Annotated in this window: 14 protein-coding genes and 2 pseudogenes; 10 read left to right on the top strand and 6 right to left on the bottom strand. The window is 53.4% G+C overall.

Translation table 11 applies throughout. From position 1 onward, the window contains the following. Positions 1-416: 416 nt before the first annotated feature. Entirely contained in the window at positions 417-1,343 is a 927-nt protein-coding gene (gene tal / locus LOY51_RS09340) for a transaldolase (RefSeq protein WP_258645869.1), read from the top strand. A 193-nt stretch (positions 1,344-1,536) separates the two neighbouring features. Next, a pseudogene (locus tag LOY51_RS09335) lies at positions 1,537-2,475 on the top strand (alkaline phosphatase family protein); the annotation flags it as partial. Between the two features lie 140 nt (positions 2,476-2,615). Here the strand turns inward: LOY51_RS09335 and LOY51_RS09330 are convergent. Further along, a complete protein-coding gene (locus LOY51_RS09330) occupies positions 2,616-2,900 on the bottom strand; it encodes a helix-turn-helix domain-containing protein (protein WP_258645867.1) in 285 nt (94 codons plus the stop codon). 764 nt (positions 2,901-3,664) lie between these two features. Then, the gene (locus LOY51_RS27090; RefSeq protein WP_374045884.1) at positions 3,665-4,234 is read right to left on the bottom strand and encodes a DUF6088 family protein; all 570 of its coding nucleotides are present in this window, start codon (positions 4,232-4,234) and stop codon (positions 3,665-3,667) included. A 518-nt stretch (positions 4,235-4,752) separates the two neighbouring features. On the opposite strand from LOY51_RS27090, the gene LOY51_RS09325 reads away from it, so the two are divergent. From LOY51_RS09325 to LOY51_RS09315, 3 genes are read left to right on the top strand one after another with little or no spacing between them, the layout of a single operon-like run. Then, positions 4,753-6,018, top strand: a complete 1,266-nt coding sequence (locus LOY51_RS09325) for a nucleotidyltransferase domain-containing protein (RefSeq protein WP_258645865.1) — start codon at positions 4,753-4,755, stop codon at positions 6,016-6,018. Continuing rightward, the gene (locus tag LOY51_RS09320) at positions 6,002-7,789 is read left to right on the top strand and encodes a ThiF family adenylyltransferase (protein ID WP_258645863.1); all 1,788 of its coding nucleotides are present in this window, start codon (positions 6,002-6,004) and stop codon (positions 7,787-7,789) included. Before LOY51_RS09325 ends, LOY51_RS09320 begins: the two co-directional genes overlap by 17 nt. Next, positions 7,786-8,268, top strand: coding sequence for a Mov34/MPN/PAD-1 family protein (locus LOY51_RS09315; RefSeq protein ID WP_258645862.1), 483 nt, complete (start codon positions 7,786-7,788; stop codon positions 8,266-8,268). The genes LOY51_RS09320 and LOY51_RS09315 overlap by 4 nt, the downstream gene beginning before the upstream one ends. Position 8,269: 1 nt before the next feature. Here LOY51_RS09315 and LOY51_RS09310 read toward each other — a convergent pair whose 3' ends face one another. Together LOY51_RS09310 and LOY51_RS09305 are read right to left on the bottom strand one after the other, a co-directional pair. After that, positions 8,270-8,818 (bottom strand): 3'-5' exonuclease, encoded by a 549-nt coding sequence (locus tag LOY51_RS09310; RefSeq protein WP_258645860.1) that lies wholly within the window; start codon positions 8,816-8,818, stop codon positions 8,270-8,272. Between the two features lie 51 nt (positions 8,819-8,869). Continuing rightward, complete coding sequence (locus LOY51_RS09305) at positions 8,870-9,229, bottom strand: histone-like nucleoid-structuring protein, MvaT/MvaU family (RefSeq protein WP_258645858.1); 360 nt, start codon at positions 9,227-9,229, stop codon at positions 8,870-8,872. Positions 9,230-9,496: 267 nt separating this feature from the next. Between LOY51_RS09305 and LOY51_RS09300 the strand changes: the two genes are divergently transcribed. The 3 genes from LOY51_RS09300 (at position 9,497) to LOY51_RS09290 (ending at position 12,153) form a co-directional block, all read left to right on the top strand. Then, positions 9,497-10,594 (top strand): SAVED domain-containing protein, encoded by a 1,098-nt coding sequence (locus LOY51_RS09300; protein ID WP_258645856.1) that lies wholly within the window; start codon positions 9,497-9,499, stop codon positions 10,592-10,594. A 36-nt stretch (positions 10,595-10,630) separates the two neighbouring features. Further along, positions 10,631-11,332, top strand: coding sequence for a hypothetical protein (locus LOY51_RS09295; RefSeq protein ID WP_258645854.1), 702 nt, complete (start codon positions 10,631-10,633; stop codon positions 11,330-11,332). A gap of 206 nt (positions 11,333-11,538) precedes the next feature. Then, a complete protein-coding gene (locus tag LOY51_RS09290; protein ID WP_258645852.1) occupies positions 11,539-12,153 on the top strand; it encodes a cupredoxin domain-containing protein in 615 nt (204 codons plus the stop codon). 315 nt (positions 12,154-12,468) lie between these two features. Here the strand turns inward: LOY51_RS09290 and LOY51_RS09285 are convergent, their stop codons facing one another. Beyond that, positions 12,469-13,266 (bottom strand): hypothetical protein, encoded by a 798-nt coding sequence (locus LOY51_RS09285; protein WP_258645851.1) that lies wholly within the window; start codon positions 13,264-13,266, stop codon positions 12,469-12,471. A gap of 464 nt (positions 13,267-13,730) precedes the next feature. Here LOY51_RS09285 and LOY51_RS09280 point away from each other — a divergent pair, with 464 nt between their 5' ends. After that, on the top strand, positions 13,731-14,483 hold the full coding sequence (locus LOY51_RS09280; protein WP_258645850.1) for a hypothetical protein: 753 nt from the start codon (positions 13,731-13,733) through the stop codon (positions 14,481-14,483). Positions 14,484-15,365: 882 nt separating this feature from the next. On the opposite strand, the pseudogene LOY51_RS09275 reads toward LOY51_RS09280, so the two are convergent. After that, positions 15,366-15,509, bottom strand: a pseudogene (locus LOY51_RS09275) (GntR family transcriptional regulator); the annotation flags it as partial. Positions 15,510-15,563: 54 nt separating this feature from the next. Here LOY51_RS09275 and LOY51_RS09270 point away from each other — a divergent pair. After that, positions 15,564-15,794, top strand: coding sequence for a tautomerase family protein (locus LOY51_RS09270; protein WP_258645849.1), 231 nt, complete (start codon positions 15,564-15,566; stop codon positions 15,792-15,794). Positions 15,795-16,014 lie beyond the last annotated feature (220 nt).

Below are 16,014 nucleotides of genomic sequence, written 5' to 3'. Positions count from 1 at the left end.
GCGCCGGGAAGCACCCGTCGGCTTTCGACTCGAATCGTTACCTTCGGCATATCCCCGGGCTGGCCCCGGGGCTGCTGCGCAGCCCATCGCGGGGCAAGCCCGCTCCCACGCAGACGCCGGGTGCCCTGTGGGAGCGGGTTTACCCGCGAATGCGTCGGCTACTTCACGACCGCCTTCGCGGGTGAACCCGCTCCCACAGGTCAGGTGTGCCGTCCATTGTCTTTGTGCTGCGCACGATAGCACCGGGAACCTCCGGTCAGCTTGCGACTCGAATCGTCACCTTCGGCATATCCCCGGGCTGGCCCCGTGGCTGCTGCGCAGCCCTTCGCGGCGCAAGGCCGCTCCTACACACGGGGCCTTGAGCGGGCGTGAGGGCTCGGGTAATGTCGAGCCATTGCACAGGACAGAGCACGCCCATGACCTCCAAGCTGGAACAACTCAAGCAGTTCACCACCGTGGTCGCCGACACCGGGGACCTGGACGCCATCACCCGGCTCAAACCGGTCGATGCCACCACCAACCCGTCGCTGCTGCTCAAGGCCGCTGCCATCCCGGGTTACGCCGACCTGCTGAAAAAGGTCAAGGCCGAGGCCAAGGGCAATGTCGACCTGGCCTGCGACACCTTCGCGGTGGCCGTGGGCGCGGGTATTTTGCAAGCCATTCCTGGGCGGATCTCCACTGAAGTGGATGCGCGCCTGTCGTTCGACGAGCCGGCACTGCTGAAAAAGGCCCGCCTGCTGATCGAACTGTACGAAGCCTCGGGGGTTTCCCGCGACCGCGTGCTGATCAAGCTGGCCTCCACCTGGGAGGGCATCCGCGCCGCCGAGAAGCTTGAGAAGGAAGGCATCCAGACCAACCTCACCCTGCTGTTCTCCTTCGCCCAGGCTCAGGCCTGCGCCGATGCTGGCGTGTTCCTGATCTCGCCGTTCGTGGGGCGCATCTACGACTGGTACAAGAAGAGCACCGGCAAGGACTATGTGGGCGCCGAAGACCCGGGCGTGCAGTCGGTCACGCGCATCTACGACTACTACAAGACCAACGGCTACAACACCGTGGTGATGGGCGCGAGCTTCCGCAATATTGGCCAGATCGAGCAGCTGGCCGGCTGCGATCGCCTGACCATCAGCCCGGAGCTGTTGCAGCAGCTGTCGGACGACCAGGGCGAGCTGCCGCGTATTCTCAAACCAGGCAATGCCGGTGAGGCCAAGCAGCAGTTGAACGAAAGCCAGTTCCGCTGGGCGATGAACGAGGACGCCATGGCCACCGAGAAACTGGCCGAGGGCATCCGCCAGTTCGCCCGCGACCAGGAGAAGCTCGAGAAGCTGATGGCAGAAAAGGCCTGATACATATCGGGTTTGCCAAGCGGGCGGGAAGTGCGCAGCATTTTCCGCCCGTTTTGTTTTGCCACCCTGCAAAGCATTTGAATTCAAGGGCCTCTTCGCGGGGCAAGCCCGCTCCCACAGGATTAATCCTGTGCTGTAACTGTGGGAACGGGCTTGCCCCGCGAAGAGGCCAGCCAAGCCCCCAGAGCCGTCGATGACCTCCCGCGCCCCACTGCCCCTTGTTCTTGCTGGCCCGGTACTGCGCCGCCTTGAACCCCAACGCCTGGCCATCTGGCTGGTCGGCTCGCAACCGCTGCTGCCCGAATTCGTGCTCGGCTACCCAGGCATCACCCCCAGCCTTCACTGCACCACCCTCGCGGTCGGCGCACGGGCATTCGTGCACCTGCTGGACATCCATTTCGACCGACCGCTGCCCTGCGACATCGCGCTTGAATACGACCTGCTGATCAACGGCCAGGGCATCAGCGACTGGGCGCCACACCTGCTCTACCCCGGCGCCACCCGGCCAGATTTCGTGCTGCGCGAGCGCCTCGACCAGGTACTCCACGGTTCATGCCGCAAGCCGCACCACCCGGCGGCCGACGGCCTGCTATGCGCCGACCGCCTGCTGGCCGCCTGCACCCAGCCGCAACAACGCCCCGCCGTGCTGTTGATGACCGGCGACCAGGTGTACGCCGATGACGTCGCCGGCCCCATGCTGCGGGCCATCCATGAACTGATCGAGTGCCTGGGGCTGTTCGACGAGCCCCTGGAGGGCGCCGTGGTCGACAGCGGCGCGGCACTCTACCGCCACCCGGCCTGCTACTACCACCGCGCCGACCTGCTGCCGGCGCAGCAGGGCAACGAAACCCTGCGCGAGCGCTTCTTCGGTGGCAAGCGCAAGCCGATCTTCTCGTCCAGCAATGCCGACAACCACCTGGTGACCTTCGCCGAGGTGATGGCCATGTACCTGCTGGTGTGGTCGCCGACGCCGTGGGCGCTGGTGCGGATGGACATGCCGGCGGACCTCACCGAGCAACGCCAGGCGCGCTACCGCCGCGAACTGCCGCTGATCGAAGCGTTCGCCGATGGCCTGGGCCAGGTGGCGCGGGTCATGGCCCACCTGCCCTGCCTGATGATCTTCGACGACAATCCGAACGTCCATACAGAAAATGTGTAATCCGAAGGTAGCAACGTATGGCCATAAGCCGAGCGACGAGCTAGGACAGGGCAAAAAAAAGCCACCTGAATCAAGGTGGCTTTTTTGCAAGAGAGGCCTCTTCCGCCGCTGCCTCAGTCCGTAGAGGCAGCGGCCCTGAGTGCCCCAATCTCTCGATGAATTTTTTCCAGCAAGGCTTCTTCGCCGCCCTCAAAGCCGACCTGCATCAAAATGATCAACGTGGCGGGATTAACCTGCAACCGATCGGCAAGCTCCTCCAGCTTTTCGATGGTCGGGCTACGAATTCCACGCTCAAGTGTGCTAATGAAAGACTGACTTGCCCCCAACTGCTCTTGAGCAATCCCTTTCCTAACTCTCACCGCTTTAAGCGCGGAACCAAAAGCCAGCTTACCTTCCATCTGTGTACTCACAAAAGGAACGATAAAGCCTCGCTGAGCCATCAAACGCTATGCTGCATGCAGCATATGTGGCAAAATTATTCTTATCTGACGTCCTACACGTCACATGCCAACAAGACCCATCATGACTGAGAGCAGAGCAATTGTTTGTTTCAGACCCATTAGAAGAAGTCTTCACCACGATAGGGAAAGTCGATCCGCACTACAGAAGCTGGCCTCGAGTTGATACCAGTGAAACATTTTTTCAGGTCCATACCAGGATCCACTTGGAACGAACCACAAACGAGACTTGCCTACTGTCGACGGCACGTGCGTTTTTGGATTATCTGACTGCCTGCGCCACTGATAACGCAGTCACTATTCAACAGATAGTCATCACTACAGCCCCGCATGATAACCGCAGCAGACATTGGAAGTCTGAGCCTCTAATTAAGGTTGAGGTGAGCGTGGATGAATTAGGCATTCCAAATCGAATCCTCTATCACACCCCCGGCAGGTGCTACAGCGAGCGCAAAGCCCACAGGAAAGGTGAACTCCAATTAAAAACCGTGTATCAAGCACGGAGAGTAAGCCCTTCTAAATCGTCGTCACCGGCATAGGAGAGGGACAGCGAAACAACTCACCTCATACGCCTTCCCTCTCCTTCTATGCTGCTCACATCGATACCTCTCGACGTGCGCCGCCCCTTGTGAAACAGCTGCTTACTGAAAGAGTTGCAACGCCTACGAAAATTTATCTATATGAAATTTAAGAAAAATTTCTACCTAGCGCTTTTCCGAGGCCAAGAGAAGCACATTGCGCATCCACTTCGGCATCTCAAATCCTTGCAACGCTCTGATGTCTTGGTCACTCAATCGGCTTAACATTAGAGATACTGTTGTGGTGGTTGCCTCGGACCTTCCTAGATAATGCATAGCAGTAAGCATCAAGCCCGCCTGGCTACCTGCCCCCTGTAAGCGTACTGGGGAAACATGACGAAGCTGCACCACCGCGTTCGCAATTCGTATTTCACGACTTGGCCCACTCATGTTGTAAATGGGGATCATCGACATCTGCGTACTCATACCTAGTCGCCGCACTGCCTCGGCTCCATGGATCTGTAATTTCTGACCCCGACGCTTGGCCTCCAGCTTGGCGAACTCGATAGGGGACAGCGGAATCCTCCCAAGTAATACACTATATTTTGGCCGTACATAAATGCCACGCGCCACTCGCTCCAGTAGACCCGCAGCCACTAGCGCCGAAAGCACCCTCGTAACAGAGCCGCTTGGCCCGATGTGCGCCAAAACACCTCGATGAAATGGGCGCCCCTTTCTCATGCGCTTTATCCGCATTGAAATGATTTCTATGAGCGTCACAAGTCAAGCCTCCAATACGGCCATAATCCAAGCCCACTATGGGCAGATCATGCCGCAAGTGTAACGATTTACAACTCCACCCAAACCAAAACCATTCGCATACTCAAATGAATAACCGACTCACTAACTAAGAATTTCAAGCTTTTGACACTGCTAAAAAATCATGATTGAATTTAAATACCACTCATTAAGCATTCTTTGATCATGGATGATTTGAGGTCGTCATGGATTGTCATTTTTCTTACCGAAATTAATGAAAGTCAAAATACCGCCGCCAATAATGGCTGCACCCTTACTAGAAATACACTCAAATGGATAGTTTAACTTAGGGTATTCGAGCTTTTTGCGTGAGAGAGTCCAGGTGTCCGTTGCAGCCCCCTCTTACGCTTGGTCCCAAACGCTGCGCTTGCGTCAGCGGATAGGCCCAAGAGAGAGGGCAGCCCCAAATCTAGGGCGTAGTAAATCCAGACCTCACTTTTGACGAGAAATCGACCATGACATCGCAAGACGAACTGACCAGGCGCCGCAGTTGGGAGCGCCTCCTCCTCCGAGCAGCGAGTGACATCTCTCTGACACCAAGCCAATACACAACGATCGAAGATCGTTATTCCCAGCTGCAAAAGATCCTCGACGCATCAACGAACCCGTTGCTGTCCGGCGCTCACATTTTCCCACAAGGCTCGATGCGGCTGAAAACCACGATCAACCCGGTAGGTGGGGCCCCCAAGGATCTTGGGACCATTGATGCGGACGCCATCATCTGGCTGCCCCATACCACTCAGGCCGACGCGATGACCGTCCTGAATGCCATCGAGGAGCGCTTCCGCGACGGTAGCCGAGTGAAGTCGGATATCGTCCAGCTCCGTCGGGGGATCCGGATTGAGTATGCCGACGTAAACCCTGGATTCCACATCGACGTGACGCCCGCTCGCGCTGTATGGGGAAACAGTAAAGTTGATGGCCAGGGCAAACTGGAGGTACCAGACCGTGAGATTGGCTGGAAAGCCAGCAGCCCGATTTCCTATGCGGACTGGTTGAACGACGCGTCACAGCAGCATATTTCGCTGGAGCAGCACCTGTACAAAGCTGTCGCCGCGAATCGCAGCGTCAATGAATCGGTGGACGCAGCGACCCAAGAGCCCCTGCCCACCTATCAGGACTACGACTCCCTCGATCCGCTGCGCGCAACCATCAAACTGTTGAAGCGGCACCGTGACGAGTGGGCTATTGAAACCCGCCGAAAAGACTACCGGCCTATCTCGGCGGTCATTACCACCCTCGCAACCCACGCCTATCTGAAAGTGGTCGAAGAGTCGAAGTTGGCGCCACTGACGCCGATTGATGCGATCCTCCAGATCGTCGAGAAGATGCGTGACTACGTTAGGTACATCAATGGTGAGTACCAAGTGCTCAACCCGAAGGATGCCGGAGAAAACTTCTCAGAAAAGTGGAACAGACCTGATGAAGGGCCCAAGTATCGTCGGGCGTTCTACGACTGGCATGCAAGTGCCGCAGTCTCCTTCCAGCTCGGCCTGCAGAGCCATGAGAGCGCCGATACCTTCGCCCAGGCCATGGCGGCAAGCTTTGGTATTGACCAGAAGACCATCAGCGACGTCAACCGTGAGATTCCGGGACACTGGACCATGCCCGGTCGTAAAGTCGGTATGACACGCAACGCCGTATCTCTGGGCGCGCTTTCCGGTAGCGCGAGCCATGCCTCCACTCAAAGCAATGTGAAGCCAGTTGAACGCCTCGGTTGAAACGACCTTTACCCCGTCCGTGGAGCGCGGCATCGCCGCGCTCCACGAATTCATTGGCGAAGAAGCCGTTGCATCGCTTCTTCAATCCCTGCCGCCCGGAAAATTCGAATCTGCGCGATTTGGGCTACCGTTACCGCCCGACTACACCGGGATAGAGCGACGCTTAATTATCGCCTTCCCACGCCATTTCCCCCGATTTCCCCTGACGCTTCAAGTGGAGCCGTCGCCGTGGTTAATGTGGCCGCATGCAACGAAATCCGGTTTTTGCCTCCATGGATTCCGTGAGAGGCCCATCACCGGAACACCTGAGACCGTGGTGAAGGACAGCCTTTCACGCCTCCGCTCTATCTTGCGGCTCGTAGCTGACGGTTCAGATCCTGATGTACGGAATGCGGAGTTCAAGGATGAATTCTCCACATATTGGGCCTTGCAGCTCAACAGCTCCCCACAGGACCTATTGCTGCTGGAGCGACCACAGTCGGGCTCGGAGTTATTCGCTATTAGCGATCCACGCCCAGGAAAACGCACACGCACTGCGTGGCTTGCGCCCAAGCTGGAGTCACTCAAAGTTCATCTGCGGCGCGTGATTGGCTACAGCGGAAAAATCCGCTCGCCTGCAGTGCCAGGCTTCTATGTAAAGCTGCAGACTCATCCCGACATACAGATCCCTCCGCCTGAAAGGCTTCTGGACTGGTTGACTCCGCATTTGACGGAAGACGACTGCAAGAAATTTCTGACCTGGTTCTCTGGCAAAGGGTCATTGGCTGACCGCTGGCTAGTCTTGGAGCTCCCTGGGCCTGTGGGCGCGCCATTGTTCTGCCTGGACGTGCGCTCGTACAGCAAACAGCCGGACCATGGCCGGTGGTATGGCTTCCGCTCAGCTCGTCGCTGGTCAGGCAAACATCAGCCCTCACACACACCGACGCTCATACGTGACGCTGTAATCAATATTCTCGACCGCACAGATATTCTCTCTCGCGACCTGAGTAAGACTGCAGAGCACCTCGAAAAAGCCCGGGTCGTAATGGTGGGTACAGGCTCACTTGGCAGTGCTGTAGCGCTGCAACTCGCCCGCTCAGGAATAGGCGAAATCATCTTAATCGATCCTGAACTCCTTGAGTCAGCCAATCTTGGCCGCCATGCCCTGGGCGCAGACGATCTTGGCAGGTCAAAATCAGTAGCACTGGCGGAAAAACTGACGCTCGATTTGCCTATCGTCAAAGTGACGCCTTACCTGGATTACGCGGAGATGCTGCTCCTGCGCAAGCCAGAACTGTTCGACAGAGCTGATTTGGTCATCGTAACCACAGCAGACTGGGCATCTGAAGTAGCGCTCTGGCAAAGGAAGTCAGAAGGTGCTCCGTGGGCGCTCCTGCAAGCATGGAGTGAACCGCACTCCTTTGTCGGCCACGCCCTGCTAGCTCCGAGTGGAGCCTTTGATGGTCAACCCTTGTTCGATGCCGCGGGCAACTTCCAGCACAAATTTACCGAGTGGCCAGCTGGCGGCGGCGTTGTTCCGCTTCCAGCCTGCGGCCAAACCTTCATTCCTGGAGGCGCCTCAGGCATGAGCAATGTGGCAGGAATGGTGGCTCAAGTTGCACTGAGAACCTTGACTGGCCAACTCGAACAGCAGGCATGGACCACCAGCATCTACCAGCCACAAGACATTGTTAACCATGGCGGTACTTATCTTGGCCCCACAGTGGAGAACGGCATTCAGCACATTGTCCTGGAGCGTGCCTGGCCAGCCGGTGAGGACCAACCTAGATGAGTAATATTGCCTGGAGCTGGGCGTGGCCAGGGCTCGAATGCACCCTGTCCGTATCACTGGGCGTCGCTGAGGTCTTCGATCAATACCGGCAAACCGCATGGAAAACCGAACGAGGCGGTCAGCTGTTTGTAGACCTGGCAGACCCCAGCGGACTGGTCATGACCTTGGCCACACTCCCCCACTCAAGAGATCGTGCAGGAAGGACGTGGCTCGAACTCGATACCGAGCGCTGCCGTCAGGAAATCGATGCAGCCAACGCCCAAGGGCTTAGGCTAGTGGGGTACTGGCATACTCACCCCCAAGCCATACCAGCGATCTCCCCGACAGATGTGGCAAGCTTCTCTCGATTTGCAGCACGCTATGCGCAGGAACTGCCCCACCCGATCGCAGTGATCGTCGGCCTGTCGCAAACACCTGGCGGCATCAAAGCTTGGCGCTTCCAGAATGGCGGTTACGAAGAGGCGAAGCTGGCGAGCTAAATCACCCCAACTGCGCCCTGCGCTGCAACATCAAGGCGAAAAGCTCAGCCTGGTAACGCGCATCATCCAGCGCGTTGTGGGTCGCAGCCCGCTTGGGGTTCAAGCTCGTTGCCATATGCGAAGACTTAGTCTCCCTCCACGCGAGGTTAAAAGCCCCCATGTAGTAGGCTTTGATATCCAGAGCTGCGAAACCAAACGGGTTCTGGCCTAAGTATTTGTGAAAGTAATAGTTCACAAACGACCAATCAAAGGGAGCATTGAGCCCGACAAAGACTGGCTTACCTGCATCCGCCCCAACCTCCTCTACCCAGGCTGCAAGTTGCTGCATCGCCTCTTGCGGCTCAAGACCCGTTTGAGCCAGTAGCTCCAGATCAAAGCCTGTAACCTCCACCGCTTCTGGATCATGCTTTGGGCTGTCTGGCTTGAGCTCTAAATAAATCGCTTTCTCGGGGTGCCCGACAATACATGCGCCAAAAGAAAGCATGCTGAACTCGCCCGGTATCGGACCAGAGGCCTCAATATCAACAGAAACGTAGAGTTCTTTACTCATGCGATCCTTCTCCTTCGAGTACCTGAGTGGGAATGGCTAACAGAGCATCGACTAAGCCAGCCAAGAGTCCACAGTTTCAGCACCGTACTGTGCTTTCCACTCCTTCAGAGCCTTGTGGTTCCCACCCTTGGTCTCAATCACCTCTTCCGTATGCGGGTTCTTAAAGACCTTGGTCTGGCGCGGCTTGCGAGGGGCTTTAGCTGAGCGAGGCGAGAGATCTACTCGGGTACCTGGATCCAATATTGCAATAACGTCACGCAAGCTAACGCCGTATTCGGCGAGCAAGGCGCGCAGCTTATTCTCGAACTCAATTTCTTTTTTCAAGCCAGTGTCATTTTTCAAATTTTCCAGCTCTGCCAGCTGGGCTGCAAGCTGTTGTTCCAGCGCACGAAACTCTGCAAGTCGCGACATAAAATTCACCATTCCAAAACATGCTCAATATTCAAGCACTAGCCCGCTCAAGAAGTCAACCCCGCATCAGATCCACCTGCGACTAAAAATATACTCTTGTCAGTACTAGCAGACTTCTAAAGTTCAACCTTTGGTGACCTCGAGACCACTTAGTTCTAAATAAAAATGCAAGGCTCTAGCCTAGCTATAGCCCGGCCTGCGATGATTACGGCATGGGCACATGCTCTGCACACCGAAGACTATCGTGAAGGGATTATCTGGATGTTATTGAAAGAGTTACTGAGCTGGGGGCGGAAGCTACTCGAGTGGTATATTCGCCCGAAGAGCTTCGGCGTGTTCTTGGTCAGCTACGGCGCACTGCTTGTGTTGGCGACACTGGCTGGAGGGCTAGTCGTTGGTATTAACTACACGAGTGACGCCACCTATTTACAGGCCAGTGTCGACACCTCTGGAGGTACGCCAGGGTGGATGGCCGGAGCAGGCTTTGTCGTAGGCGTGTTGATGATCCTCACCGGCGTTTGCATTAACGTGTATGAACGCAAGCAGTTCACACGCAGGCGCGTCCTGCTCTTGGAGCACAAAGGGCTGCACGGTATCGACAGCCCGTTAGATGCGGTGGTGCGGCAAACTGTAGGCGGCAACGTCGAAACCATTTTGGTAGACATTCGCGAGAACATCCATGAAGGTCGCATCACCCAACCGGAAGTCGCCTTGCAAAAGGTGGTGGACGGCAGAGGTGACCTGTTGCGCCGTCTCGGCGGTCAAAACAGAAACGACATTGAAATCGTATATGGCGGCCTAATGCCGGTACCGTTTACGTTCGTTACGGGCTGCTTGGTGGACGACGAAGGTGGCGGTCTGAAGATCTTCGACTGGGACCGCTTGGCATTGGGGGGCGGTGAATGGCGTCAGATTCTAAGCGCTCGCGATGACGGAGACAGATTGGACCCCGTCTTGGCACCATCCGAAAACACCGACCATATGGTGCTCGCCCTTTCCGTCTCGTATCCGGTCGATGAGGTTGGTATTGCCAGCACATTCCCTGGTATCCCGTTGACGCACATGAGGATGAACGAGCTCTCGTCGAACGCGCACTGGTCCCTTGAGAAACAAAGCGCTCTGGCGGAGCAGTTCCTGCAGATGCTAAAAAAGCTATCGGCTCAGCAGGTGAAGACCATTCACCTGGTGATCGCTGCACCAAACAGCGTGGTCTTCAATCTGGGGCGCATCTATGACAGAAGACTGCTGCCGGCGGCAATCATTTATCAGTACGAGCGTTCCAATAATCCGACCTATCCTTGGGGAGTGAGCATCCCTTCGCACGCGCAACAGTTACCGGCAATTGTACATAGAGTGGGCAACTAACCTCGCATGACGCTTGCTGCGAAAAGGACATTTAATTTGACGACGCTCTCGAGAGCATATGACGGGGCATGCCTTGAAAGATCGCTGAGCAGCCTGAATGGATCCACGATTAGATACAGAAGCACGCGTGACTGCGACAAACACTTCAGCCACTCAGCTTCACATCCTGCAGATTGCTCGAACAGCAGGCTGTGGCGCTCAACCCGTGGCTGCTTAAGGGCATACTCCACAAAATGGCGAAAAGCTTTGAAGATTGAAGAACTAAAAATCACTTACTACCACGAAGCCCTTGCCCTTGCTCAACGAGCGCTAATCTCCGGACTAATAGTTTGTGCCGTCGCATACGCAATGGTAATTTCAGGAGAAGGTAAAGAAAGCTATATAATTCCGTTCTTTAACATAGAGCTTTCCTCCAAGCGCACATATACCGGATCACTACTTTTACTTTTCTTCATGCTCGGACTACTTTGCAAATACGGCGTCGAGAAAGCCAACAACATAAGGCGAAGCATTTCCGACCAAGAGCTAGCCATATTCTTGCTGGAGGCCCCCAACATATTCCATACAAAACTCTTTATACGATCAATTCTTTATGGAGCTTTATTTGGAGCATGCACAGGCCTGATCAGCAACTTGTTCAAGCTCGAGCACGTATGGCTTGTAGTGACCGGAAGCATTATAACGGCGCCATATTTTATTGCCTTATATAGTGACAACCCCCACAAATATAAAATCTAAAATAGAAATTTACACCCTGACACCCCAGGACAAGAAAACTAGAGCCACCTTGATACGTGCCAGCAATAGTCTACAACGGCGATTAATTTCTGAGCTGCAGCTAACTGCTACTACTTATGACATCCATTAGCGATGTGACAGCAAGCACGCAGGAACACAAGTTCACCCGCAGCCTAATGAAGCCAATGCAAACAAGGAGTAGTAAAATGCCAGCCAACTCGCCGAGAAAAATTGAAGAAACCCACATTAGAGTTCAAATTGCTTCGCAAATAATGACGATGATCGCGGCAATCGCCGTGGCGATATGGGGCATCTACTCAACTAATTACATCAAAAAAGAAAGGGAAATAACAGAATACACATTAAAGGAGTTGCACCAGAAAACAACGCAGGCACCGCATATTCAAGCTAAAGTTGACCCAACGGTCCGACCGTTCGCGGGCGACCGAAATCTACTTGAAGTCAAAATCACACTTTCCAACTCTGGCAACAAAGCGAGCAAAGTGTTGTTGGATGAAAATGCCTTAACGCTGGTCCCGGTGGAATTTGTTAATGGAGAACCTCGCTACCAGCCCCCCATCAACCTGATTTCAGGTCGTTATGTAGGAAACCTTGCACGTATTCCGCTCCGCTTCGTAAATGTTGGACCTGGCGAAACTTACGAGATTACGTTTGTACACAATATCAAGAACCCAGGCGTTTACCTCATCCATTTTCTTGCCCTTAATGGCATCGAACCCTCCGAGGAGGAAAGATCGGCCGCAGGGGGGTTACCATACAAATACTCCGTTGGTGCAGACCAATATTTGATTGTACAGTAAATCAGAGCTCTCCTCACCGAATCGCGGCCTAGCAAAGACAGAAGACCGTCATAGCAGGTGAGACTCCGCTATTCACAGTTAACTCTGGGAAAACGTACTGGGTCGGGACAGCTAGACACTGGTCACTGCCGACCCAAATCATAACTACCCCAAGTGCGTGTGACATAGATATGAAAATTCGAACAATGGTCGGCTAAAGAGCGGGCTGCAGAATCGGCTGACTGAAGCGCCGAGCGAGTTCAGCTCTAGCGAAGTCAATAATTAATAGTCGCTCATCAAGGTCTAGCTTCTATTTATTTTACATTCACAGAAAAATCAAAAGAGTTCGACCACAGAATGGATAGCACCCACCAACACACCGACTAGCGCACCAAAAACTGCCATATTTTTAGCCGTGACGACTATTGCCTCTTTCGCTATAGCGCGCATTTCCTTTTCCTCAGGCATCTTAGGCGCTACGCCGACCAAAACCATATTTTTGGACAGAACCAAAGCCCTCTTCAACAACCACAAAACAATGGCTTTCTGGATGCGTTCAATGATGCCAATTCCAAAATAACAAAACACTCCCAGCCCGACAACTAATATCGCCAGCGTAGCTTCGTACCCCAAAGGCCGCGCAGCAAAAAAACCTTTTATCGCCAACAACTTACTTGAATTATCAATATTGTAAGCAATAAACAGAGGGAAAAGCATTGAAAACGGCAGCAATAAATACTTACTAGCCTCCGCACTCCTTTTTTCACCCTGAAGCGAGTTCCCTATACCAGCTAAAAAACCTAAGCATACGAACACAGCTGGAGCTGCAGACGCTAAAAAGTCAGAAAACAAATACTGAAGAAATAGCAGAGAAAAAAACAAAATAGTCACCCATTTATAGGTCACCCCAGACACATCTGAAAGCGTAGCCCTCTTAATTCTTGGCCATATTTTTTCTAACTGCTTACTCACCTTTATATGCCAAGAATAGGAGTCAAGAAAATCCTTATTATCAACAATATTCGGCTGGTTATCCACCACCGCATTTATTAACTTCAGCTGAACCACTAAACAACCAATAATTCCCGTCAGAGCCATGTAGCCAACACCTACAAGCCATACAATCATCCCCATATACACACCACTTACACCCCCATAAAAACCAACAGTATAAACAAATTAAGAACACTGCTCGTGAAATTTTTACAGACTAACTTCAGCCCTTTGCAGGCAATCACGGACTCTGCAACAGCCCGAATATTTTGCATGCGACAAAGAAGATCCTAACCCTGCATGCTTACCACTGACAATCATTATCGAAAATTTTATGGCGTGTACTCATAGCCTCAACTGTAAGTATCACTCCGAGCTTCTTTACGCCGCTGCGGATGAACGCTTTTGCACGTCAACTACACTCGACACGGACGGCAGCGATGGGGCGCGCCCTTACCCAACGAGCCACGGAGGCAGAGCAGATGTAAACCCTATGCCTGGCCCAGCCTGCCCACGGTTCATTGGGATCAGTCGCACAGGTATTGGCTTGATGGCATACTGAGAGGATACACTACCACTGCCTTGCTTAACGTACTGAGGCTGAAATGGAACAAGGTAATCTAACGAGCAACTGTTACACTTCCCTGTCTCCGGCAGAGCAGCTCTCGCTTACTCGCATTAGGGACTGGTATAGCCAGAAGCCTCTATTTTCATTCAGCATTGAGGATACCCTGTCGTTTATAGATCGTGCATACGAGTCTATGGGAAGGGCCTACAGAAACCGAATTAATACTCAGACGATCAAGCTTGGCCGATACACCGGCGAGCTAGACGGCGTATCCCTAATTATTGCTGACGCCCTAAGACTGTATGACTATTCGGCATGTTTCCACCCAACACCGAGCGAAGCCGTAGAGGTATTTAGAGACCATAAGAAAAGCATAAAATTCGCCAGGAAAAAATTGAACAGCAGCTTCTCTGATATCACGTTAATTATTAACGGACTACTTCCTTCGGTTTTGGCTAACGACAGCAAAAAACAACTTGCAAATGCTTTAACGTCTTTAGATGAGATTCGACTTTTGCTTGAAAAAAATCTTGACCTCATCGATTTCGGCGAACGCTCGGATAGCCGAGCAGAAGCGTTTGTAAATGGGGTATGTATGCATCTGGTTTGGTCGGCAAACATCAGACCCACAAAACCTACCACTGACAGCTACAAGAAAACCCCGCTATTGAGATTTCTTGAGGTGTTTTACCCTGTCGAAGCCAGCTCTATTTTGGCCAAGATATACGATCAAGAGCGTGGCCTACCTTCAAACAGGCGAATAGGGGCGACATTCATCGCCCCAAAATAGGGGGGATTTCCTACACCGATCTTGCGGTGAGTACCACCCCATCCATTTACTTAGAACGGTGTACATTGACCTCGTGTCCTTCTCACGAGACGAAAAGCATGAGCGAAGTTACTGATCTTATTTTGGCGCTAGCGCTTCTAATTAGAGCCATTACACAGCTACTTTCAAAATTTCGACGATAGCCGTCGGAGAACGATGTCTCGGGCCCCTCTAGGCCAGTTGCCAATTCAGTCGTTCCACACTGATCAGCGACTCTGCGCGCCTCCGCAGGCACCGATCATGAGTTTTAGGCTCTGTACGAGATCCCAAGAAACCCAATCGCCGCCCTTCGAACGCTGAGATTTTGTAGAGTCCCCCACCATCGACGGAAAGGAATTCTGTGATGGCAATCCCAGCAGTGCGAGTAAGTGGCCGGATGTGAGCTGTGATACCCAGCTGAACGAAGGGCGTCAGGTACCTGACGCCCCTCTAAAAGCTGATGATCCGGACATCGATCCAGCTCTTGACAATGATAAGGAAAACCAGCGCCCCCGGTATTCCGGCTAGCGATCTTGAATCGGGGGGATAGCGCACCAGAAACCCAAGAAAACCCAACCGCCCTGCCCGCTGCCCGCGACTTTCTTCCCCCCAAGGGGCACCGGGTAATGGATGGGCGTGCTTCAGGCTAAATAGCGCATGATTTTTCCGACCTAAACACCCCAAATTGAGGAGCTTTCACTTGACTGTTATGAATTTTCAAAAATCAATCGTCCATGTTTCATGGACTGTGGACATCTGCAATCTAGTAGTCATGCGGTAGTCAACGATTTTTACTTTTTGGACGGCTAATCGGGAGGTATTTGAAGCACTCTCTGGACCGGCGGTCAGTGAGAAGCATTGAAGCTACCGTTTCGTGCGTCGCTCATAAGCAGCCAATACAATTCGCTCCGATTGCACCAGATACCCCTCCAGCATGCGGGTAGCCTCATCCGCTCGACCCTCTTCAACACAGCGAAGGATTGCCGCGTTCATATCCAGGTACGAGAGCTGAAAGGCGCTGTATTCACTATTTACTAACTGCAGCACTGAAGGAGTTTGTTTATGCCACTCGTAACAATCAAAGGTATCGAAGGTGTTTTCTCTTCCGAGCAGAAGGCGAAAATCATCGAGGCGATTACCGACACCATGGTTTCCGTTGAAGGTGAAAAAATGCGACCCGTTACCTGGGTTCTCTTTGAAGAGGTCAAGAGCGGTGATTGGGGGATTGGTGGTAAGGCTATCACTGCTGACCAGGTGAAGAAGATTCAGTCAGGTGAGGCAGACAGTCTTTAAACAGCCTTAGCGGCGACCCTGCAGCACAGAGTTGAAAGCGCATTGTGGAAAGTGGCGAAAATCACTTTGGTTGATCAGTAGCGCTTGTTTACGGTGGCATCGATCTATCCGGTAGCGTGTATTCCAAGGCGCTGAAAGCCTTGGAGTCGACGTACGGAGGGGTTCGATGTCCACCGTTTTTTGTTTCAGGCACGTTCAAGCTAAGGGTCGGACGAAAGGC

This window comes from Pseudomonas sichuanensis, from assembly GCF_024749065.1.
Taxonomy (GTDB): domain Bacteria; phylum Pseudomonadota; class Gammaproteobacteria; order Pseudomonadales; family Pseudomonadaceae; genus Aquipseudomonas; species Aquipseudomonas sichuanensis.
The sequence above is the reverse complement of the archived record's forward strand: the minus strand, read 5'-3'. Positions and strand labels throughout refer to the sequence as shown.